The sequence below is a fragment of the Stenotrophomonas maltophilia genome, assembly GCF_001274595.1.
Taxonomy (GTDB): Bacteria; Pseudomonadota; Gammaproteobacteria; order Xanthomonadales; family Xanthomonadaceae; genus Stenotrophomonas; species Stenotrophomonas forensis.
On record NZ_CP011010.1, the window covers coordinates 1,474,698 to 1,496,183 of the forward strand.

Annotated in this window: 18 protein-coding genes; all 18 read right to left on the reverse strand. The window is 67.2% G+C overall.

Annotated features, from left to right (window positions below):
- Positions 1–17: 17 nt before the first annotated feature.
- Positions 18–3,599: a DNA polymerase III subunit alpha gene (dnaE, locus tag VN11_RS06805; protein ID WP_053449206.1), complete on the reverse strand. Its 3,582-nt coding sequence runs from the start codon at positions 3,597–3,599 to the stop codon at positions 18–20.
- A 269-nt stretch (positions 3,600–3,868) separates the two neighbouring features.
- Positions 3,869–4,534 (reverse strand): ribonuclease HII, encoded by a 666-nt coding sequence (locus VN11_RS06810; RefSeq protein ID WP_053449207.1) that lies wholly within the window; start codon positions 4,532–4,534, stop codon positions 3,869–3,871.
- Positions 4,531–5,733, reverse strand: coding sequence for a lipid-A-disaccharide synthase (gene lpxB, locus VN11_RS06815; protein WP_053451271.1), 1,203 nt, complete (start codon positions 5,731–5,733; stop codon positions 4,531–4,533). Before lpxB ends, VN11_RS06810 begins: the two co-directional genes overlap by 4 nt.
- Before the next feature lie 53 nt (positions 5,734–5,786).
- Entirely contained in the window at positions 5,787–6,578 is a 792-nt protein-coding gene (gene lpxA / locus VN11_RS06820) for an acyl-ACP--UDP-N-acetylglucosamine O-acyltransferase (RefSeq protein ID WP_053449208.1), read from the reverse strand.
- Positions 6,579–6,594: 16 nt separating this feature from the next.
- On the reverse strand, positions 6,595–7,053 hold the full coding sequence (gene fabZ, locus VN11_RS06825) for a 3-hydroxyacyl-ACP dehydratase FabZ (RefSeq protein WP_008265823.1): 459 nt from the start codon (positions 7,051–7,053) through the stop codon (positions 6,595–6,597).
- Complete coding sequence (gene lpxD / locus VN11_RS06830) at positions 7,050–8,072, reverse strand: UDP-3-O-(3-hydroxymyristoyl)glucosamine N-acyltransferase (RefSeq protein WP_053449209.1); 1,023 nt, start codon at positions 8,070–8,072, stop codon at positions 7,050–7,052. Before lpxD ends, fabZ begins: the two co-directional genes overlap by 4 nt.
- Before the next feature lie 385 nt (positions 8,073–8,457).
- Positions 8,458–10,821 (reverse strand): outer membrane protein assembly factor BamA, encoded by a 2,364-nt coding sequence (bamA, locus tag VN11_RS06835; protein WP_053449210.1) that lies wholly within the window; start codon positions 10,819–10,821, stop codon positions 8,458–8,460.
- 74 nt (positions 10,822–10,895) lie between these two features.
- Positions 10,896–12,254, reverse strand: a complete 1,359-nt coding sequence (gene rseP / locus VN11_RS06840; protein WP_053449211.1) for an RIP metalloprotease RseP — start codon at positions 12,252–12,254, stop codon at positions 10,896–10,898.
- 55 nt (positions 12,255–12,309) lie between these two features.
- Positions 12,310–13,500 (reverse strand): 1-deoxy-D-xylulose-5-phosphate reductoisomerase, encoded by a 1,191-nt coding sequence (locus VN11_RS06845; protein WP_053449212.1) that lies wholly within the window; start codon positions 13,498–13,500, stop codon positions 12,310–12,312.
- Positions 13,501–13,502: 2 nt separating this feature from the next.
- On the reverse strand, positions 13,503–14,339 hold the full coding sequence (locus tag VN11_RS06850) for a phosphatidate cytidylyltransferase (RefSeq protein WP_053449213.1): 837 nt from the start codon (positions 14,337–14,339) through the stop codon (positions 13,503–13,505).
- Positions 14,336–15,103 (reverse strand): polyprenyl diphosphate synthase, encoded by a 768-nt coding sequence (gene uppS / locus VN11_RS06855; RefSeq protein ID WP_049456922.1) that lies wholly within the window; start codon positions 15,101–15,103, stop codon positions 14,336–14,338. The genes VN11_RS06850 and uppS overlap by 4 nt, the downstream gene beginning before the upstream one ends.
- Positions 15,104–15,108: 5 nt before the next feature.
- A complete protein-coding gene (gene frr, locus VN11_RS06860; protein ID WP_053449214.1) occupies positions 15,109–15,663 on the reverse strand; it encodes a ribosome recycling factor in 555 nt (184 codons plus the stop codon).
- A gap of 96 nt (positions 15,664–15,759) precedes the next feature.
- Complete coding sequence (gene pyrH, locus VN11_RS06865) at positions 15,760–16,488, reverse strand: UMP kinase (RefSeq protein WP_006427124.1); 729 nt, start codon at positions 16,486–16,488, stop codon at positions 15,760–15,762.
- A gap of 121 nt (positions 16,489–16,609) precedes the next feature.
- Entirely contained in the window at positions 16,610–18,148 is a 1,539-nt protein-coding gene (locus VN11_RS06870) for a sensor domain-containing diguanylate cyclase (RefSeq protein WP_053449215.1), read from the reverse strand.
- 250 nt (positions 18,149–18,398) lie between these two features.
- A complete protein-coding gene (gene tsf / locus VN11_RS06875; RefSeq protein WP_006427160.1) occupies positions 18,399–19,274 on the reverse strand; it encodes a translation elongation factor Ts in 876 nt (291 codons plus the stop codon).
- A 126-nt stretch (positions 19,275–19,400) separates the two neighbouring features.
- A complete protein-coding gene (rpsB, locus tag VN11_RS06880) occupies positions 19,401–20,207 on the reverse strand; it encodes a 30S ribosomal protein S2 (protein ID WP_006427162.1) in 807 nt (268 codons plus the stop codon).
- A 219-nt stretch (positions 20,208–20,426) separates the two neighbouring features.
- Positions 20,427–21,125 carry a fimbrial biogenesis chaperone gene (locus tag VN11_RS06885; RefSeq protein WP_053449216.1) on the reverse strand — a complete coding sequence of 233 codons (699 nt, stop codon included), beginning with the start codon at positions 21,123–21,125 and terminating at the stop codon, positions 20,427–20,429.
- Positions 21,125–21,343: a hypothetical protein gene (locus VN11_RS06890; RefSeq protein ID WP_053449217.1), complete on the reverse strand. Its 219-nt coding sequence runs from the start codon at positions 21,341–21,343 to the stop codon at positions 21,125–21,127. Before VN11_RS06890 ends, VN11_RS06885 begins: the two co-directional genes overlap by 1 nt.
- Positions 21,344–21,486 lie beyond the last annotated feature (143 nt).

The following is a 21,486-nucleotide window of genomic DNA, read 5'->3' on the forward strand; positions in this document are numbered from 1 at the left end:
GGGCGCGGGCCACAGCCTCAGCTGGCCCACGGCGGGCTGTAGCGCACCTTCAGCGTGCGCACGGCCGGATCGGCGCGCAGCGCCTCCATCAGCTTGGAGTCGATGCGCACCGCGCTCTGCCCGGAGACATCAAGCATGCCGGCCACGCCGCCCTGTGGGCCCTTCAGCAGCAGGTCCAGGCGCAGCGGGGTGCGCCCCGGGCGATGGCGATCGAGCAGGGCATCGATGCGTTCCCAGACCGGGCGCTGCTGGCGCAGGTCCAGGCGCAGCGACAGCCGCGTGGCGTAGTTGGCGCAGACTTCGTCGAAATCCCAGACCTGGCGGATGCGCAGCGCGAAGCCGCCGTTGAACTCGTCCTCGCGCAGGCCGCCCTTGACCACCAGGATGCGGTCCTTGGTCATCAGGTGGCCGAACTCGGCCATCGCGTCGGAGAACGCGCTGCACTCGACGCGGCCGCGACCGTCCTCGAGCTGGATGAAGATCTGGCTTTCGCCCTTGCGGCGCACGCCGACCACCTGGCCGGCCAGCACCGTCTGCACTTCCGGGCGCCAGCGCTTCTCGCCACCGCCGCTGTTGGCGCTCCAGATCTTCTCCACCGAACCCAGGTCGTTGCCGACCAGGTCACGCACATCGTCGCGCCACGGATCAAACGGGTGGCCGCTGAGGTAGAAGCCCAGCGTGTCGCGCTCGCCGTTCAGGCGCTGCAGCAACGGCCATTCATCGGCCTGGGGCAGGTCCAGCTGGATCGTGGTTGCACTCGGGTCGGGGCCGCCAAACAGCGAGTTCTGGCCGGACGCGCGCTCGCGTGCCATCTGGTCGGTGGCCTTGATCACCTCCGGCAGCTGCAGCATCAGCGAGGCGCGGTTGTGGCCGAGCTCGTCCAGCGCGCCGCAGTTGATCATCGCTTCCAGCGTGCGCCGGTTGAGCTTGGCCGAGCCGACACGGGTGCAGAAGTCGAGCAGGTCCTTGTACTGGCCGCCCTTCAGGCGTTCGTCGACCACGGCTTCGCAGGCACCCTGGCCAACGCCCTTGATCGCGCCCAGGCCGTACTGGATGGTGTCCGGCGTCACCGCTTCGAACATGAAGGCCGACTGGTTCACCTTCGGCGGCAGCACGGTCAGGCCGAGGTTGCGCACCTCGTCGAGGAAGCCCACCACCTTGTCGGTGTTGTCCAGGTCCGAGGACAGCGTGGCCGCCATGAACTCGGCCGGGTAATGGCGCTTCAGCCATGCGGTCTGGTAGCTGACCAGCGCGTAGGCGGCGGCGTGCGACTTGTTGAAACCGTAGCCGGCGAACTTCTCCATCAGGTCGAAGATCGCATCGGCCTTGGCCTCGTCCACGCCGTCCTTGGCCGCGCCTTCGCGGAAGATCTCGCGGTGCTTGGCCATTTCCGCCGGCACCTTCTTGCCCATCGCGCGGCGCAGCAGGTCGGCGCCGCCCAGCGAGTAGCCGCCGACGATCTGCGCCATCTGCATCACCTGCTCCTGGTACACCATGATGCCGTAGGTGTCCTTCAGAATCGCTTCGGTACGCGGATCGGGATAGATGATTTCTTCCTGGCCGTGCTTACGCGCGTTGAAGGAAGGAATCAGGTCCATCGGGCCGGGGCGGTACAGCGACACCAGCGCAATCAGGTCTTCGAAACGGTCGGGGCGCGCGTCCTTCAGCAGGCGGCGCATGCCCGAGGATTCGAACTGGAACACCGCGCCGGTATTGCCGTTGGCGAAGATGTCCTTGTAGGTGGGCGTGTCGTCCAGCGGGATCGCGGCGATGTCCACCGGCGGGATGCCGGCGCGCTCATGGCGCTTGTTGATCGCCTTCACCGCCCAGTCGATGATGGTCAGCGTGCGCAGGCCGAGGAAGTCGAACTTCACCAGGCCCACTTCTTCCACGTCGTTCTTGTCGAACTGGGTGACCGGGTTCTTGCCGAGCCCGTTCTCGTCATGTTCGGCGTACAGCGGGCAGAACTCGCTCAGCGGCTCCGGCCCGATCACCACGCCACCGGCGTGCTTGCCGGCGTTGCGGGTCAGGTCTTCCAGCTGCAGCGCCAGGTCGATCAGGTCGCGGACATCGTCCTCGGTCTCGTAGCGCTGGATCAGTTCGGCCGAGGCCATTTCCGAGCTGGGGCCTTCCTTGCCCTTGCCCAGCGCATCCTTCAGGTGGATGCCGAGGATGTTCGGAATCAGCTTGGAAACGCCGTCGACCAGGCCGTACGGGAAGCCAAGCACGCGGCCGGAGTCGCGCACCACCGCCTTGGCGGCCATGGTGCCGTAGGTGATGATCTGGCTGACGCGCTCGCGCCCGTACTTGCGTGCGACGTAGTCGATCACCTCGTCGCGGCGATCCATGCAGAAGTCGATGTCGAAGTCGGGCATCGACACGCGTTCCGGGTTCAGGAAGCGCTCGAACAGCAGGTTGTACGGCAGCGGGTCCAGGTCGGTGATCTTCAGCGCCCACGCCACCAGCGAACCGGCACCCGAACCACGGCCGGGGCCGATCGGAATGCCCTGGTTCTTGCCCCACTGGATGAAGTCGGCCACGATCAGGAAGTAGCCCGGGAAGCCCATCTTGATGATGGTGTTGAGTTCGAACTCCAGGCGCTCGAAGTACTCCTCGCGGGTCTTGCCCGGCGCCAGCGGATTCTTCTCCAGGCGCTCTTCCAGGCCATCGCGCGACATCTTCTGGATCCAGGTGTCCAGGGTCTCGTCGTCCGGCACCGGGTAGTTGGGCAGGAAGTAGGTGCCCAGCCGCATCTCGATGTTGCAGCGCTCGGCCAGCGCCAGCGTGTTGTCGATCGCATCGGGGATGTCGGCGAACAGCGCACACATCTCCTCGGCCGACTTCAGGTACTGCTGGTCGCTGTACTCGCGCGGACGCTTGGGGTCGTCCAGCACGCGGCCGGTGGAAATGCACACGCGTGCTTCGTGCGCGCTGAAATCCGACGGCGACAGGAAGCGCACATCGTTGCTGGCCACCACCGGCAGGCCGCGCTGGCCGGCGGCCATCAGCGCGAACTGGTTGAAGGTTTCCTCGCCTTCGCGGCCGGTACGGGTCAGTTCCAGGTGCAGGCCATCGCCGAACACGCGCTGCCAGTCGGCCAGCTGCTGTTCGGCCAGCTCATGCTTGCCGTCCAGCGCCAGCCGCCCGGCCAGGCTCTGCCGCCCGGCCAGCGCGAACAGGTTGGCGTTGCCGGCCTTCAGCCAGTCCGGGTGCACGGCCACGCCGCCTTCCGGGCGATGACCTTCCATCCAGGCGCGGGTCAGCAGCCGCGACAGGCTCAGGTAGCCCTCGCGGTCGCGGCACAGCAGGGTCATCCGCCACGGGTCCTGGCCTTCCTCGGCGATCAGCACGTCGGCGCCGGCGATCGGCTTGATGCCCACGCCTTCAGCGGCCTTGTAGAACTTGACCAGGGCGAACAGGTTGTTGAGGTCGGTCACGGCCAGCGCGGGCAGCCCGAGCTCGACCGAGCGTGACAGCAGATTGGCCTGCTTGGCTTTCTTCGGGTCCGCCTGGTCCGGCTTGGCCGGCACACGGATGGTCGAGTCCGCCAGCGAGAACTCGGTGTGGACGTGGAGATGTACGAAGCGGGAGTTGGACATGCCGGACCAGGTTGGAGCGCGCGGGCCCCGGGTGCCGACGGGGAAATCGTCGCCGGGGTCGGGAAGCGCTGGAGTGCCCGGTCAGGGTAGCGAGGGCAGGGGGTGCCGACAAGCTCTTGACGGCACGCGATATCGCATTCGCGCTATCGCTTCGCAGGGTCCGCAGGCGAACCGTGGGCCCGGTCCCACCATGCTTCCCGACCCCCCGCGCCGTGGGCGCGTCCCCATGACCCGGGGGGACTATTCCCCAGCGGGATTGCAGCAGCCGTTCAGGTGGTCGCGAGGGTGGCCGCCCCTTGCGGCGCTTCCAGGCATTCGCGCACCGGGGCGAAGCTGCGGCGGTGTTCCACGCAGGGGCCGTGTTCACGCAGGGCGGCCAGGTGGGCCGGGGTGCCATAGCCCTTGTGCTGCTCGAAGCCGTACTGCGGGTGACGAGCGTGCACGTCCTGCATGTAGCGATCGCGCGAGACCTTGGCCAGGATCGACGCGGCCATGATTGCGCGGTCGATGCCATCGCCGCCGACCAGGGCCTGCGCAGGCAGCACCAGCCCCTTCGGAACCACGTTGCCATCGATGCGGGCGAAGCCGGCCACATGGGCCACGGCGGCGACCACCTCGCGCATGCCCTGCAGGGTGGCCTGGTAGATGTTCAGGCGGTCGATGGTGTCCACGTCGACCAGCACCACATGCCAGGCCAGGGCCCGTTCGATGATGCGGTCATGCAGCTGCTCGCGGCGCGCGGCGGCGAGCTGCTTGGAATCATCCAGGCCGTTGATGCGTGGCCTTGCCGGGTCGAACACCACCGCGGCAACGGCCACCGGCCCGGCCAGCGGGCCGCGCCCGGCCTCGTCGACGCCTGCGATCAGGCGCTCCGGCTCGACCACGGTGCCATCGAACAAGGCCAGGCTCGCCGCCGCGGCGTGGCGCCGGCTCATGCCTTGGCCTGGTCGCGCATCAGCAGTTCGCCGACCGCATCGGCGGCACGTGCCGAGGCGTTGCGGCGCAGGCGTTCATGCAGGCGGGCATAGGTGCCCTGCAGGTCGGCCGCGCGCTGCGGATGGTCGAACCACTGCTGGATGGCCGCCGCCAGCTTGTCCGGCGTGCAGTCGTGCTGCATCAGTTCCGGGGCCAGATCCTGGCCGGCCAGGATGTTGGGCAGCGCGAAACGGTCGACCTTGATCAGGCCCAGCGCCTTGACCAGGCGGTAGGTCAGCTCGTTGACGCGGTAGCCGACCACCATCGGGCGCTTGACCAGCATCGCTTCCAGCGTGGCGGTGCCCGAGGCCAGCACGACGACGTCGGCGGCGATCATCGCGTTGCGCGCCTGCCCGTCGAGTACATGCGAATAGGCCACCGGCAGCGCCGAGCGCGAGAGCTGTTCTTCGATCAGCTGCTTGCACGCCGGATTGGCGGCAGGCACCACCACATGCAGGCCGGGAATGCGTTCGGAGACCTGCCAGGCGGCTTCGAAGAACGGTTCGCCCAGGCGCGAGATCTCACCCAGGCGGCTGCCCGGCAGCACCGCCAGCACCTTGGCCGAGGTCGGCAGGCCAAGCGCGGCGCGTGCCTCCTCGCGGTTGCCCTGCAGCGGAATGTCGTCGGCCATCGGATGGCCGACAAAACGCGCATCGATGCCGTGCCTGGCGTAGATCGGTGGTTCCATCGGGAACAGGCACAGCACCAGGTCGGCGCTGTTGCCGATCTTTTCGGCGCGCTTCTCGCGCCAGGCCCAGACCGAGGGGCTGACGTAGTGCACGGTGCGCACGCCACGCTGCTTGAGCCAGCGCTCGATGCCAAGGTTGAAGTCGGGGGCGTCGATGCCGATGAACACATCCGGCTGCCATTCCAGTGCACGCTGCCGGAACGCCGTGCGCAGCTTCAGCAGTCGTGGCAGGTGGCGCAGTACTTCGGTCAGCCCCATCACCGCCAGTTCGCTGGCGTCATGCCAGGTCTGGCAGCCAGCGCTGCGCATCGCATCGCCGCCGATGCCGGCGAATTCGGCGTTCGGGAACCGCGCTTTCAGTTCACGCACCAGCCCCGCACCCAGCAGATCGCCGGACGCTTCACCGGCCACCAGTGCGATCCGCAACGGGCGCTCGCTGAGCACCCGCTGCGCAGGGACGCTGCCGGCCATCGAGGCCAGCGGAATCACAGCGGCGCCGGCCGGCGCCTGGCCGGTCGTGCTGCTCATCGCAGCAAGGGCCTCTCGGCGTGCTCGATGAAGTCCAGCATCGCCTTCACGTCATCGCTGGCACGCGCCTGTTCGGTCAGCTGCACCTTGGCCTCGGCCAGCGGCAGGCCTGCCACGTACAGGGTGCGGTAGGCACGCTTGATGGCCGAGATGCGCTCGGCATCGAAACCGCGGCGCTTCAGGCCCTCGCTGTTGATGCCGCGCGGGCGGCCCAGCGAATCGGTGCCGACCATGGTGAACGGCGGAACGTCGCCATTGGTCAGCGCGCCCATGCCGAGGAAGGCGTGCGCGCCGATGCGGCAGAACTGGTGGGCACCGGCGAAGCCGCTGATGATCACGTAATCCCCCACGATGACGTGGCCGGCCAGGGTGGTGTTGTTGGAAAACACGCAGAAGTTGCCGACATGGCAGTCGTGCGCCACGTGCGTGTAGGCCAGCATCCAGTTGTCATCGCCGATGGTGGTGATGCCGCCGCCGCCGCCGGTGCCGCGGTTGACGGTGACGAATTCGCGGAACACGTTGCGGTCGCCGATCACCAACTCGCTGCGCTCACCGGCGAACTTCTTGTCCTGCGGCTCGCCACCGATCGCCGCGTGGCCGATGAAGCGGTTGTCGCGGCCGATCCGGGTCGGGCCATGGATGCTGCAATGGGGGCCGACCACCGTGCCGGCGCCGATTTCCACATCGGCACCGATCAGGCTGAAGGCGCCCACCTGCACATCGTCGGCCAGGCGTGCGGCCGGGTCGATGACGGCGGTCGGGTGGATCCGGGGTGCGTTGTCAGTCATTCCTGCCTCCAGTGGATCAGCCCTTGGCGCCGGCGCACATGACTTCGGCCGAGGCAACGACTTCGCCGTTGACCTTGGCTTCGCCGTAGTACCAGCCCATGTTGCGGATCAGGCGCTTCATCTGCACATCCAGCATCAGCACGTCGCCGGGGACGACCTGCTTGTTGAAGCGGGCGTTTTCCACCTTGACCATGTAGAAGAGCTTGGACTGCGAGTCACGGCCGAGCGTGAGCTGGGTCATCACGCCACCGGCCTGGGCCAGCGCTTCGATGATCAGCACGCCGGGCATGATCGGGCGGCCCGGGAAGTGGCCCTGGAAGAAGGGCTCGTTGATGCTCACGTTCTTCTGCGCCAGGATGCGCTTGGCCTCGATGTCGAGCTCAAGCACCCGGTCGACCAGCAGGAATGGGTAACGGTGCGGGAGCAGTTCCTGGATCTGGCAGACGTCGATAGGAAGCTGCAGCGTGTCGTTCATTCTTTCTCCTTGCCAGCGGCCAGGACGCGGCGAGCCAATGCGTCCAGCTGCTTGAAGCGCGCGGCGTTCTTGCGCCACGTGCGGTTATCGGTCAACGGGGTGCCGGACGAGTACTCGCCCGGCTCATGGATGGAGTTGCGGACCACCGATTTGCCGGTGATCACGACCTTGTCGCAGATCTCCAGGTGGCCAACCACGCCGACGTGGCCGCCAAGCAGGCAGTAACGGCCGATCTTGGCGCTGCCGGCGATGCCGGTGCAGCCGGCGATGGCCGAGTGCGCGCCGATCTGAACGTTGTGCGCGATCTGCACCAGGTTGTCCAGGCGCACGTCGTCGTCCAGCACGGTGTCTTCCAGCGCACCGCGGTCGACGCAGGTATTGGCGCCGATCTCGCAATCGTCGCCGATGCGCACGCCGCCCAGCTGCGGCACCTTGATCCACTTGCCGGCGTCCATTGCCAGGCCGAAGCCATCGGCGCCGAGCACGGCGCCAGGATGCACGCGCACGCGCTTGCCGAGCCTGACCCGGGTGACGAGGGTGACCCGCGCGATCAGCTCGCAGCCGCTGTCGAGGCTGCAGTCTTCGCCGATCACGCTGCCGGTGCCGATGATGCAGTTCTCGCCGACCACGCTGCGCGCGCCGATGGAGACGAACGGGCCGATATGGGCGCTGGCTGCAACCTGGGCGGTGGGGTCGATGACGGCGCTGGGGTGGATGCCTGGCGGCCGTGTCGGCGCGATGTCGAACAGCGCGGCGATCTTGGCGAAGGCCGTGTACGGGTCCTTGGCCACCAGCGCGGCGCCCGGGGCGGCCTCGGCGTCGTCGGCACGCAGCACCACCAGCGAGGCCTGGCTGTCGGCCAGCTGGGCGCGGTAGCGCGGATTGGAGAGGAACGTCAGCTGGCCAGGACCGGCATGGGCGAGGGTGGCCACGCCATGGATGGCGGTGGCGGGGTCGCCATGGACCTGCAGGCCGAACTGCTCGGCGAGTTGCTGGGCGGTGTAGGTGGGAGTATTCACGGCGGGAGTTTAACGTGTGACGCCATTGCGGTCATGCGGGGGGCGAGGGCTTGGCGCCTGCCTGGTACGAGCGGGAGGCGGCGGGTGGCCCTGGCCAGGACACGCAAAAGCCCCTCCATGGTGCTCGATGGCGCCATCCATGGCGCCAACGGTCCTGTCCAGGGCCACCCGCCGCCTCTGGACAGTTTCCTGCGAGCTCGGCCAAAAGCCTGTGCCGTGCAGTGTCATCTGCATCAACGAAAACGCCGGGCAGAGCCCGGCGCTTCGCACCCCGTCTGGTGGAGAACCCCCCTTCTGTTAAGGGGGGCGCGCCGACGGCGCGGGGGATAGGTGAAATGCGGGGGCAATTCACCGCAGGTGGATCAGTTCTGAGGAACGACGTTCCTCAGAACTGGCCACCGAAGGTGAATTGCAGGCGTTCGATCTTGTCGTCGTCTTCCTTCTTCAGCGGGAAGGCGTAGCTGATCGAGATCGGACCGACCGGGGCGCGCCACAGCAGGGCCACACCGGTGGACACGCGCAGTTCGTTGGCCTTGAAGTTCTTGGTGCCGTTGTAGACGTTGCCGAAGTCGACGAAGGCCGACACGCGCGCCGACGGGCTGTCGAACAGGCGCGGGAAGTACGCTTCGACCGAACCGACGGTCTTCAGCGAACCACCCAGCGGCTGGCCCTCCGGATAGCCGTTGGTGGCCTCGCGCGGGCCGAGGGTGTTGTCCTCGAAGCCGCGCACCGAGTTGGTACCACCGGCATAGAAGTTCTCGAAGAACGGCAGGCCACTGGCGGTGACGGTGCGGGTCTTGCCGTCGGCATCGGTGACCGTACGGGTGTAGTCCTTGCCGTAGGCGTCGCCGTAGCCCACTTCGGCGCGGGTGTTGATCACCAGCGACGGCATGATCGGCCAGTACTTGCTGATCTGATAGTTCAGCTTGTAGTACTCGATGGTCGAGCCCGGCAGCGTGGTTTCCAGGCCGATGCGCTGGTAGGTGCCGCGGGTCGGCATGAAGTAGTCGTTACGGGAGTCGCGGGCCCAGCCCAGCTCCGTGCGCCACGCGTGGAAGGTACGGGTGCCGACCGCATCGATGTAATCGATGATCGATGGCGGGGTCGAGCCCGGGTAGGTGGTGATCTGGTTGCTGTCGATGCCGAACATCAGCGAGACGGTATCGGTCTCGGTGATCGGCACGCCGAACACCACCTGTGCCGAACCATTGGTGCTGTTGTACTGCGCGGTGTTGAAGTCGGAGTAGTCCAGTTCGCGCCAGGACAGGTTGTAGCCCAGCGACACGCCGTCATCGGTGAAGTACGGATTGGTGTAGCTGAAGCCATAGCGCTGCAGGTAGCTGCTGCGCGAGGCTTCGACCGACACGCGGTTGCCGCCGCCGAGGAAGTTGTTCTGCGACAGCTGCACCGAGGTGGTCATGCCGTAGGACTGCGAGTAGCCCAGGCCGAACACGAAGCTGCCGGAGGTGGTTTCCTTGACGTTGTAGACGACGTCGACCTGGTCGTTGCTGCCGCTGACGGCTGGGGTTTCGACGTCCACCGACTCGAAGTAGCCCAGGCGCTGCAGGCGGATCTTGGAACGGTCGATCGCGGCCTGCGAGTACCAGCTGTTCTCGAACTGGCGCATTTCGCGACGCATCACTTCGTCGGAGGTGCGGGTGTTGCCACGGAACAGGATGCGGCGTACCGACACGCGCGGGCCCGGCACGACCTGCATGTTGATCGCCACGGTCTGGTCGGGGCGGTTGGTGGTCGGGATCGGGTTCACCTTGGCGAACGCGTAGCCGATGTTGGACAGCGAATTGGTGATGGTGTCCGAGCTGAACTCCAGCAGTGCACGCGAGAACGTGTCGCCGGACTTCTGGATCACCATGCGCTCGACGTCCTCCTGCGGGAGGATGGTGTCGCCGCTGACCTTGATCTCGGAGATCTTGTACTGCGCACCCTCGGTCACGCCGGCGGTGAGGAACATGTCGCGCTTGTCGGGGCTGATCGAGACCTGGGTGGAATCGATGCTGAAGTCGACATAGCCGCGGTCCAGGTACCAGGAGTTGAGCTTTTCCAGGTCGCCGGACAGCTTTTCCTTGGAGTACTGGTCGTCACGGCGGTACCACGACGCCCAGTTGTGCTCCCTGGACTCCCAGGTCTCCAGGATGTCCTTGCTCTCGAACTTCTCGGTACCGACCAGGTTGACGTGACGGATCTTGGCCGCCTTGCCTTCCTTGATGGCGATCGCGATGTCCACGCGGTTGCGGTCCAGCGGGCTCACGGTCGGGGTGATCTCGACGGTGTACTTGCCACGGTCGTTGTACTGGCGGCGAAGTTCCTGGGTCACGCGGTCCAGGCTCAGGCGGTCGAAGGTGCCGCCTTCGGTCAGGCCGATGTCGGACAGGCCCTTCAGCAGCTGCTCGGACTTGATGTCCTTGTTGCCGGTGACGGTCAGCTTGTTGATTGCCGGGCGTTCCTTGACGGTGACCACCAGGATGCTGCCCTGGCGATCCAGCTGGACGTCTTCGAAGAAGCCGGTCTTGTACAGGGCGCGGATCGTCTCGCCGACCTTGTTGTCGGTGATGGTCTCGCCACGTTCCACCGGCAGGTAGGTGAACACCGTGCCCGAGCTGATGCGCTGCAGGCCATCGACGCGGATGTCGCTGACAGTGAAGGGCTCGGCTGCCTGGGCCAGGGCGGGAGCGCCGGTGACGGCGGCGAGGGCGAGGGCCAGCAGGCGGCGATTGGGGAGTCGCGTCATGTCACGTCCGGTAGGAAGGTCGATTTCATTGGTGCGGGATGCCGACGCTGTAGACGGCAACAACGTGGAAAAGTTCATCGCGGGACCAGGCCGAGGATGTCGTTGTAGAACGCCAACCCCATCAGCCCGGCCAGCAACGCCAGGCCGATGTATTGGCCGGCGGCGATGGCACGCTCGCTCAGCGGGCTGCCCTTGACCAACTCGATAAGGTAATACAGCAGGTGCCCGCCGTCCAAGATCGGGATCGGCAGCAGGTTGATGATGCACAGGCTGAGCGACAGCAGGGCAAGGAACTGCAGGAACCAGTCGAGTCCGCGCTTGGCCGAGACATTGGCCACGCGGGCAATGGTGACCGGCCCGGAAACGTTCTGCAGCGAGGCTTTGCCGGTGACGATGCGACCCATCATGCCCAGCGAGTCGGCGGCCAGGCGGCCGGTTTCGCGAACGGCCACGGTCACCGCATCGAGCGGTCCATAGCGCAGCAGGGTGTCGTAGGCGGGGCTGTAGGTGGTGGGGAAACCGACGCCGATCTGCCAGACCGGGTTGCCCTTGCCATCCTTGCCCTGTCGCGGTGTCACTTCCAGCGCAAGGCGTTCGCCGCCGCGCAGGACCTCGATCATGCCCGGGCCACCGGCGCGGCCCAGGGCCTGGATTTCGCCGATGACCTGGTCGACGCTGTCGATGCGCTGGCCATCGATCGCCACGATCAGATCACCCGGCTGCAGCTGCCCGGCGACCGCCGAATCGGCGGTCAACGAGTCGACCAGCGCCGGCTGCAGCCAGGATTGCCAGTACAGGCCGGCCAGGATCGGCACCCGCCGTTCATCGAATCCGGTCGGCAGCTGCGACAGCGGCAGGGTACGCACGCGCACCTGGTCGGCAGGGTCGAGCACTTCCAGCTTCACGTCGCGGCGGTCCATCGCCGCCGCGGTCAGTGCCATGCTGGCATCGCCGAGCGTGACCACCTGGCGGTCATCCACCCGCAGCACGCGGTCGCCGCTGAGCAGCCCGGCCGTGGCGGCGATGCCGCTGACCCGGCCGATGGTCGGCGAATAATCCTGCTTGCCGATCACGAACATCGCCCACAGCAGCAGGATGCACAGCAGCAGGTTGGCGATCGGGCCGGCGGCGACAATCGCGATGCGCTGCCAGACGGTCTTGTGGTTGAAGGCCTGGCCGCGCTCGTGCGGATGGACTTCGACCTCACGTTCGTCGAGGAATTTCACGTAGCCGCCCAGCGGAATGGCGGCGATGGCGAATTCGGTGCCGTGCCTGTCGCGGCGTGACCACAGCGGGCGGCCAAAGCCGACCGAGAAGCGCAGGATCTTGACCCCGCACAGGCGGCCGACCCAGTAATGCCCGAATTCGTGGAACGTGACCAGCAGCCCGAGGCTGACAATCATCCACCAGACCGATCCGATGAAGTCAGTCATGCAGGCTCACAGTGGCGGGCAGAGGCGGCGTCGTCATGCGGGGCGAGGCAATCGTTCAGGCGGCGTCGATGGCGTTCAGGGTCAGCTGGCGTGCCCGCTGGTCGGCGGACAACAGGACCTCCAGTGTATCGGCTGCTTGGGTCGGCAGTGTTGAAAGAGCGTTAGCAACCAGCTCCGGGATGGTCAGGAAACCGATCCGGCCCTGAAGAAACGCTGAAACCGCCTCTTCATTGGCAGCGTTCAGCACCGCCGGTGCGGTTCCGCCCGCCTGCATCGCCTGCCAGGCCAGGGCCAGGCAGGGGAACGCGTCGGTGTCCGGGGCCTCGAAATCCAGCCGGCCCTGGGCCAGCAGATCCAGCCCGGCCACGCCAGACTCGATGCGCTGCGGCCAGCCGAGGCCGACCGCAAGCGTGGTGCGCATGTCCGGCAGGCCCATCTGCGCCAGGGTTGAGCCGTCCACGAACTCGACCAGCGAATGCACCAGGCTCTGCGGATGCACCAGCACCTCGATGCGCTCGCCGGGCACCGCGAACAGGTGATGCGCCTCGATGACTTCCAGGCCCTTGTTCATCAACGTCGCCGAATCGACCGAGATCTTCGGCCCCATCGACCACTTCGGGTGTGCCACCGCCTGCGCCGGGGTGACCTGGGCCAGCTCGGCACGGCTGCGGCCACGGAACGGGCCGCCGGAGGCGGTCAGCAGGATCCGGCGTACGCCGGCGCCATCGATGCTGGCATCGCGCGAGCGCAGGCACTGGAAGATCGCGCTGTGTTCGCTGTCGATCGGGATGATTTCGGCGCCGGCACGTTCGGCGGTGCGGGTCAGCAGCTCGCCGGCCAGCACCAGCGACTCCTTGTTGGCCAGCAGGATGCGCTTGCCGGCCGCTGCGGCGGCCAGGGTCGAGGACAGCCCGGCGGCGCCGACGATGGCCGCGACCACGGTGTCGCAGGCATCGCTGGCGGCCAGCTGGTCCAGTGCGGCGGCACCCGCATGGGCCTCGGTGGACAGCCCTGCCTCGCGCAGGCCATCGCGCAGCCCGGCGAACAGCGACTCGTCAGCGATCACCGCGTGCTCGGGTTCGTGCTGGCGGCACAGCGCCAGCAAGGCCTGCAGCTGGCGGCCGGCAGCCAGCACGGTCGCCCGGTAGCGCTGCGGGTGGCGGGCGATCACGTCCAGCGTGGAGGCACCGATCGAGCCGGTGGCGCCGAGAACGGCGACCCGGCGCAGGTCTGCAGCAGCATTCATGGTCAGAACCCGAAGATTTCCTTGCCCAGCGCGAACACCGGAACGGCGGCGAGGACGCCGTCGACACGGTCGAGCACGCCGCCATGGCCCGGAATCAGGTGACCGGAGTCCTTGGCACCGGCGTGGCGCTTGATCAGGCTTTCGAACAGATCGCCCAGCACCGATGCGAACACCGCCACCACCGAGGTGATCAGCAGGCCCGGCAGGTGCGCGACGTCGATGCCCGCCAACCAGCCCAGGCCCACGGCCACGGCAACACCGGCCAGCAGGCCGCCGAACAGGCCTTCCCAGGTCTTGTTGGGGCTGATGCGCGGGGCCAGCTTGTGCTTGCCGAAGCGCCGGCCGGCGAAATAGGCGCCCGAATCGGCTGCCCACACCAGCGCCAGCGCGGCCAGCAGCCACAGGTGGCCCTGCTTGCCCGGCGGATCGCCGCCGGCATGGATCAGCACCAGTGCGGCCCAGGCCGGCACGATGGCCAGGGTGCCGGCCAGCATCTTCACGATCCGCGAGGGCGCCGTCGGCTGTGCGCCGAAGTTGAAGAAGCGCAGCCAGACCAGCGCGGCCAGCCACCAGGCGACACCGGCCAGTGTCGTGATCTGGAACAGCACCAGCGTGCTGCCATCGGCCCACACCAGCAGCACCATCAGCAGCAGGTTCAGCACCAGCAGCACGGTGCGCGCCAGGGTGTCTTCGATGCCGGCCAGCTTCAGCCACTCCCACAGGCCGATCAGCAGCACGGCGGCAGCGGCTGCGGCCAGCCATTGCGTCGGCAGCAGCAGGATCGCGGCAATGGCCACCGGCGCCATGATCAGCGCGGCGAGTACTCGGGTCTTGGTCATGGGCTGGAGGTCTCGGTGGCCAGTGCGGCGATCTGGGCGCTGGTCAGACCGAAACGACGCTCGCGGCTGGCATAGGCGTCCAGCGCCTGCTGCAGCAGTTCGGCATCGAAGTCCGGCCACAGGGCCTCGGTGAACCACAGCTCGGTGTACGCCAGCTGCCACAGCAGGAAATTGCTGATGCGGGTATCGCCGCCGGTGCGGATGAACAGGTCCGGGGCCGGCAGGTCGGCCAGGGCCACCTGGCTGCCCAGCAGCGATTCGTCGATCTGTTCGGGCAGCAGGCGGCCCGCAGCCACTTCCACGGCCAGGGCGCGCGCGGCACGGGCGATATCCTGGCGGCCACCATAGCTGGCGGCGATCGACAGGGTCAGGGTGGTGTTGTCAGCGGTGCGCTGCTCGGCCAGCTGCATGCGGCTGACCAGGCCGGCACCGAAGCGCTCGCGTTCGCCAATGAAGCGCACGCGCACGCCACGCCGATGCAGCTCGTCCACTTCGCGGTCGAGCGCGCCGAGGAACAGCTTCATCAACGCATCGACTTCTTCCTGCGGCCGGCCCCAGTTCTCGCTGGAGAACGCGAACAGGGTCAGCGCGGGAATGCCCAGTTCAAGGCAGCGCTCGATGGTGCGGTTGACCGCGCGCGCGCCGGCACGGTGGCCGATCACGCGCGGGCGGCGGCGCTGCTGCGCCCAACGGCCGTTGCCATCCATGATGATGGCAACGTGGCGGGGCAGGGCAGCCGGCAACGGAGGCGGGACTGAAGGCATCGACTTCAGACCGACAGCAGTTCTTTTTCCTTGTCGGCGACGACCTTGTCGACGTCCTTGATGTTGGCGTCGGTCAGCTTCTGGATGTCGTCTTCGCCGCGCTTCTTCTCGTCTTCGCTGATCGCCTTGTCCTTGACCAGCTTGGCGATTTCCTTGTTCGCGTCCTGACGGATGTTGCGGATCGCGATCTTGGCGCCTTCACCTTCCTTCTGCACCTGCTTGGCCAGCTCCTTGCGGCGCTCTTCGGTCGGCGGCGGCATGTTGATGCGGATCGCGGCGCCCAGCGTGTTCGGGGTGAACTCGTGGTTGTACAGCCCCTTCTCGATTTCCTTGATCATGCTCTTGTCGAAGGGCGTGACCAGCAGCGAGTGGGCATCGGCGTTGGAGATCGAGGCGACCTGGTTCAGCGGGGTGCTGGCATTGCCATAGGCATTCACCGTCACGCGGTCCAGCAGGGCGGGAGTGGCACGCCCGGTGCGGATGGAGGTGAGGGTGTGCTTCAGAGCGTCGATGCTCTTGGCCATGCGCGTCTGCGCGTTGTTCTTGATGTCGTTGAGCATCGCCCGGTCCTGGATGTATCTGGAATCGGGCGATTATAGGCGAATACGGGACGCTGCCGGGCCTGGATCGGCCCGGTTGTCGCCTCGCGCTCAGGCTCAGGCCTGATCGCGGCCCTGGACCAGGGTGCCGATGTTCTCGCCGTTGAGGATCTTCAGCAGCTCGCCCGGCTGGCCCATGTCGAACACGCGCATCGGCAGGTCGCTGTCACGGGCCAGGGCGAACGCGGCGGTATCCATCACTTCCAGGCCGCGGCGGATCACTTCGTCGTAGCTCAGGCTGTCGAAGCGCACCGCGTCGCTGTGCTTGTTCGGGTCCTTGTCGTACACGCCGTCGACCTTGGTGGCCTTCAGCAGCAGGTCGGCGCCGATCTCGATCGCGCGCAGGGCGGCGCCGGAATCGGTGGTGAAGAACGGGCTGCCGACGCCGGCGGCGAAGATCACCAGGCGGCCCTTTTCCAGGTGGCGGATGGCGCGGCGGCGGATGTAGTCCTCGCACACGTCGTTGATCTTGATCGCGCTCATCACGCGGGCCTTGGCGCCCAGCTTCTCCAGGGCGTCCTGCATGGCCAGGGCGTTGATGACCGTGGCCAGCATGCCCATCTGGTCGCCGGTGACCCGGTCCATGCCGCCAGCGGCCAGGCCGGCACCGCGGAAGATGTTGCCGCCGCCGATCACCAGGGCCACTTCGGCACCGGCCTGCTGGGCTTCGATGACCTCGCGGGCCAGGCGGTTGATGATCTTCGGGTCGATGCCGTAGTCCTCATCTCCCATCAGCGCCTCCCCGGACAGTTTCAGAAGGATGCGGCGATAGGCGAGCTTGGACATGGGGACCTCGGGTGCGTGGAAATCGCGGGCGATTCTACGCGCATGCAGCGTCCTGCCAAAGTGTTTTGTGCACTGCGGCGCAAAATTCCGGCGTTTGCCCCGGCCAGCCGGGGCTCCCCGTTCAGCCCAGCTCGGCGCCAGCGGTCGCCGACAGCTCGTCGTGGCCAAGAGCGCCAGGGGAGCGGGCGATCACCCGGTTGCGGCCGAGATTCTTGGATCGGTACAGGACGTCGTCCGCCGCGCGCAGCAGGTCCTGCACGTCGGCGAAGCGCTCGTAGCCGCCCTGGGTGGCCACGCCGGCCGAGAAGGTGACGAACAGCGGGCCGCCTTCCAGCTCGGCCATCGGCGTGGCGACGATGTTGGCCAGCACCCGGCGGATCACGTCCAGTGCCACGGTTTCGCTGGTATTGGGCAGCAGTGCGACGAATTCCTCGCCACCGAAACGGGCCACGGTGTCGCTGTTGCGCAGTTGGCCCTGCAGCTTGCCGGCGAAGGCGCGCAGCACCTCATCACCGGTCAGGTGGCCATGCGCGTCGTTGATCTTCTTGAAATCGTCCAGGTCGATGAACGCCACCGACAGCGGCCAGCCCTGGCGGCCGGCACGCAGGAACTCCTGCTCGAGCACCGCTTCCAGCTGGCGGCGGTTGAGCACGCCGGTCAGCGCGTCGCGATGGGCCTGGTCGGCCAGGCGCTTGGCCCGGGCTTCGAATTCGTCGGCGCGGCGGCGCGCCTGGTCGGCATCCTGCAGTTCGCGCAGGTTGCGCAGGGTGGCCAGCTCCTGTGCGTGGTCGATCAGTTCACGCACACGCGAAGGCGAGTTCAGCCCAGCCTCGAACAGGCTGGCGATGTCCGGCAGGGCCTCGCTGATGCGGGCGAGCACCTGGTCGAAGCGGGCGCTGTCCAGTTCCAGCTGGTCGTGCACCTGCTGCAGGGCGCGTTCGCGGGCGGTGTCGGCATCCTCGTCCAGCCAGATGTCGGCGACGGCGCCGGACAGTTGCACGCAGGCCTGGAAGGGCGATTCGACCGCGTCCTGGTCCTCGCTGTGGCTGATGCTCTCCACCAGATAGCGCGGCAGGCCCCATTGCTCGGCCACCCAGGCGCCGACGTCGGCATGGCTGCAGCCCAGTTCCTCGCGCTCGCGCGCGACCAGGTCGGTGTTGTCGCGCGCTTCGCGCAGCAGGGGCAGGTAGCGTTCCGATTCGGCCTGGGCCAGGCACAGCACGCCCAGGTCCTGCAGCAGGCCGGCCAGCATCAGTTCTTCCAGGCGGCGCAGGCCGCGGGCCTGTCCCAGTTGGCTGGCGGCCAGGGCGCTGAGGATGCTGCGCTTCCAGGCGCGCTGGCGCAGGTCGTGATCCTCGCCACTGCCGCCGGTCAGGCCCTGGGTGACGGTGAAGCCGAGGGCCAGGCTGATCGTGGCGTTCAGGCCGAGCATGGTCAGCGCCTGGCCGAGGTTCTCGATCCGGCGCCGGCTGGCGTACAGGGGGGAATTGGCGATGCGCAGCATGCGAGCGCTCAACGCCATGTCGATGGCGATGATGTCGGCGGCGGTGGCGATGTCCGCTTCCGGGTCCTGGGCCAGTTCGATGATGCGCAGGGCAATACCGGGTGGCGAAGGCAGGTTGCGGCAGAGCGCCAGGGCAGCTGTCAGCTCGGGAGGCATGTCGGGTCGTTCAATTCCATTGGGACAAGAATACCTAGGAATGCATCACAGTCCGCAATTTTCGTTCCTGCTAAATGACTGCGGTTTCCCTGCGCCGAGTATCGGCTTGATTGGTGCGCAACGCAAAGGTCCCTGGGCGCCGGTGTCGGTGTGCGCACCAACGGTGCGCACCCACGGGTGCAGTGGGCATAAAAAAAGAGCCGCGGTTTCCCGCGGCTCTTCTGGTCGCTTCACAGCCGGAGGGCTGGAATCAGACCTGCATCGCCTTGGCGACTTCGGCGGCGTAGTCTTCCACCACCTTCTCGATGCCTTCGCCCACGATCAGCAGCTTGAAGCCCGCCACGTCGGCGCCGGCGGCCTTGACCACCTGCTCGACGGTGGTATCGCCCAGCACGTAGGTCTGGCCGTACAGGGTCACGTCGCTGACGATCTTGTTGATCTTGCCGCTGATGATCTTTTCCAGGATGTCGGCCGGCTTGGACTTGTCCTTCTCGGACATCTTCGCCAGTTCGATTTCCTTTTCCTTCTCGACGAACTCGGCCGGCACATCGGCAGCCTTGTTGTGCGGCGGCTTCAGCGCGGCCACGTGCATGGCCAGGCCACGGGCCAGCTCGACGTCGCCGCCGACCAGGTCGACCAGCACGCCGACCTTGCCGTTGGTGTGGACGTAGGCGCCGATGGTGTTGTTGCCATCCACCTTCACCATGCGACGGATCTGGATGTTCTCACCCAGGGTCTGCACGGCGGTGGCGCGGGCTTCTTCAACGGTGCGGCCGTCGGCCAGCTTGGCAGCCTTCACGGCTTCGACGTCGTTGGCGCCCGATGCCAGGGCAGCAGCGGCGACGGCGTTGACGAAGGACTTGAAGTTGTCGTCGTTGGCGACGAAGTCGGTTTCCGAGTTGACTTCGACCAGCACGGCCTTGCCGCCATCCTGGGCCAGGCCCAGACGGCCTTCGGCAGCCACGCGGTCAGCCTTCTTGTCGGCCTTGGCAGCGCCGGACTTGCGCATGGCTTCAGCAGCGGCGTTGATGTCGCCGTTGGCTTCGGTGAGCGCCTTCTTGCATTCCATCATGCCGGCGCCGGTGCGCTCGCGCAGTTCCTTGACCAGGGAAGCAGTGATTTCCACGGGATTACCTCACGAAAGAAAGGGGTTGGGCCGGCATGGTGGCCGGCCCGTGTGACACGGTCCTGTCACGCGCCAAGGGCTGCGCGCAGGGAGGGTGGACGCCGGGCGTCCACCCCGGGGCCTGGATCAGGCCTGGGCGTCGTCGCCCTTCTTGGCGGCCTTCTTCGCCGGAGCGCGGCGAGCCGGCTTGTCTTCGCCTTCAGCAGCGGCTTCAGCGAACTCTTCCTCACGCACCGAGGCGGCGTGCGGAGCAGCAGCCTTGCCTTCCAGCACGGCGTCGGCCGCAGCGCGGGCGTACAGCTGCACGGCGCGGATGGCGTCGTCGTTGCCCGGGATGGCGTAATCAACCAGTTCCGGGTTGTAGTTGGTGTCGACCACGGCGATGACCGGGATGCCCAGCTTCTTGGCTTCCTTGATCGCGATGTCTTCGTGGCCGATGTCGATCACGAAGATGGCGTCCGGCAGGCGGTTCATGTCCTTGATGCCGCCCAGCGAGGCTTCCAGCTTGTCGCGCTCGCGACGCAGGCCCAGCACTTCGTGCTTGACCAGCTTCTCGAAGGTGCCGTCGGTTTCACCGGCTTCCAATTCCTTCAGGCGGGCAACCGACTGCTTGACGGTACGGAAGTTGGTCAGGGTGCCGCCCAGCCAACGCTGGTTCATGAACGGCATGCCGCAACGCTCGGCTTCTTCCTTGATGGTTTCGCGGGCGCTGCGCTTGGTGCCCAGGAACAGGACGGTGCCGCGCTTCTGGGCCACCGACGAGATGAAGTTCATCGCGTCGTTGAACAGCGGGACGGTCTTTTCCAGGTTGATGATGTGGATCTTGCCGCGGGCGCCGAAGATGTACGGAGCCATCTTCGGGTTCCAGTAGCGGGTCTGGTGGCCGAAGTGGACGCCGGCTTCCAGCATCTGACGCATGGTGACCTGGGGCATTGCAATACTCCTGATATGGAACCAGCGATTCCGCCCGCGGGGATAGGTGTGCGGGACGCGTGGAAGCGCGATCGGTTCCGGGGTTGGGCTTCCCTGTTGCCTCCGTGGCCGAACTCCTCGCGGAGCACCCCGGCACGGATGGGGGCAGCAGGTGTGGATTCACCGGTGACGTCCGGTGTGGACGGGTCCCGCGCACGCAGGCGGCAGGAATCCGGTCGATTATAGCCCGCCCGGTGCGCTCGCTGCAATTGCCGGGTCCGGCGTGGATAGCTCGACCACGCGGCCGTCCTGCAGGCGGGCCTGGAAATGGCCGCCGGCATAGCCGTGGGCATGGGGGGGCAGGGCCCAATGGCGCTCCTGGCCTGCCAGCACATAGCCGGCCAGGCCGGGCAGCAGTACGAGGCGCCGGCCATCGTCGGCAACGAAGGCGAGGTCGTGCAGGCGGGCGTGCAGGGTACCCGTGTTGGTCAGTCGCAGGGTGGGGTGCGACGGTTCGGGGTCGACCTCGGACCGTAGCTGCGGCTGCGCCAGCGGCGCGGCATGTCCCCGGAACAGGGGCAGCGAGTAGCGCGGCAGGCCAGGCGCGCTGGGCGCGAGCACGACCCGGTAGGCCCGTTCGCTGGCCGCGGGAGACGGCAGGCGCGGCAGCAGCCAGATGCGCTGGCGGGCGCCCGCTGGCAGGTCCAGCTGGACCGGGCTGGCCACGATCTGGTCGCTGGGGCGCAGTCGCTCGGCGTCCGCCTGCTGCTCCCAGGCCAGGATCCTCACCTGGCCCTGCCAGCGACCCGGGCCGGGGTTGTACAGCCACAGCGCGGTATGGCCGCCCTCGGCTGGCAGCTGCAGCGTAGTCGGCAGCAGGTCCAGCGCCGCGGCCGACGGCGCCAGCAGCAGCGCCAGCAGGGCCAGCAGCGTGCGCATCAGTAGATGACGGTCACGGCAGGTGCTGCGTCGTCGTCCGCTGCCGGCGGAGCAAGGTCGCGGACCTGGGGTGGCAGCCGCGGTGCGTCGCTGCGCTGATGCGGGGATGGGCAGTGGTCGCCGCCGGTATCACCGCTGCAGGCCTCGACCACGGTCAGCCGGATCTGCACGGCACTGCTGCTGGGGTCGGCCCACGCGGCCGTACTGGCGACCAGCATCGCCCCGGTCAGAAATGCGCGAACCACCTGCCATCCCGTGTGTCGAAAGACTCGTTGCGCGGTATCGGCCGGATCGGCCGGAACTGTAGAGTCGAGCTTGCTCGACTGCGCCATCTGCCCGGTGGGGGCCGACCGCAGGTCGG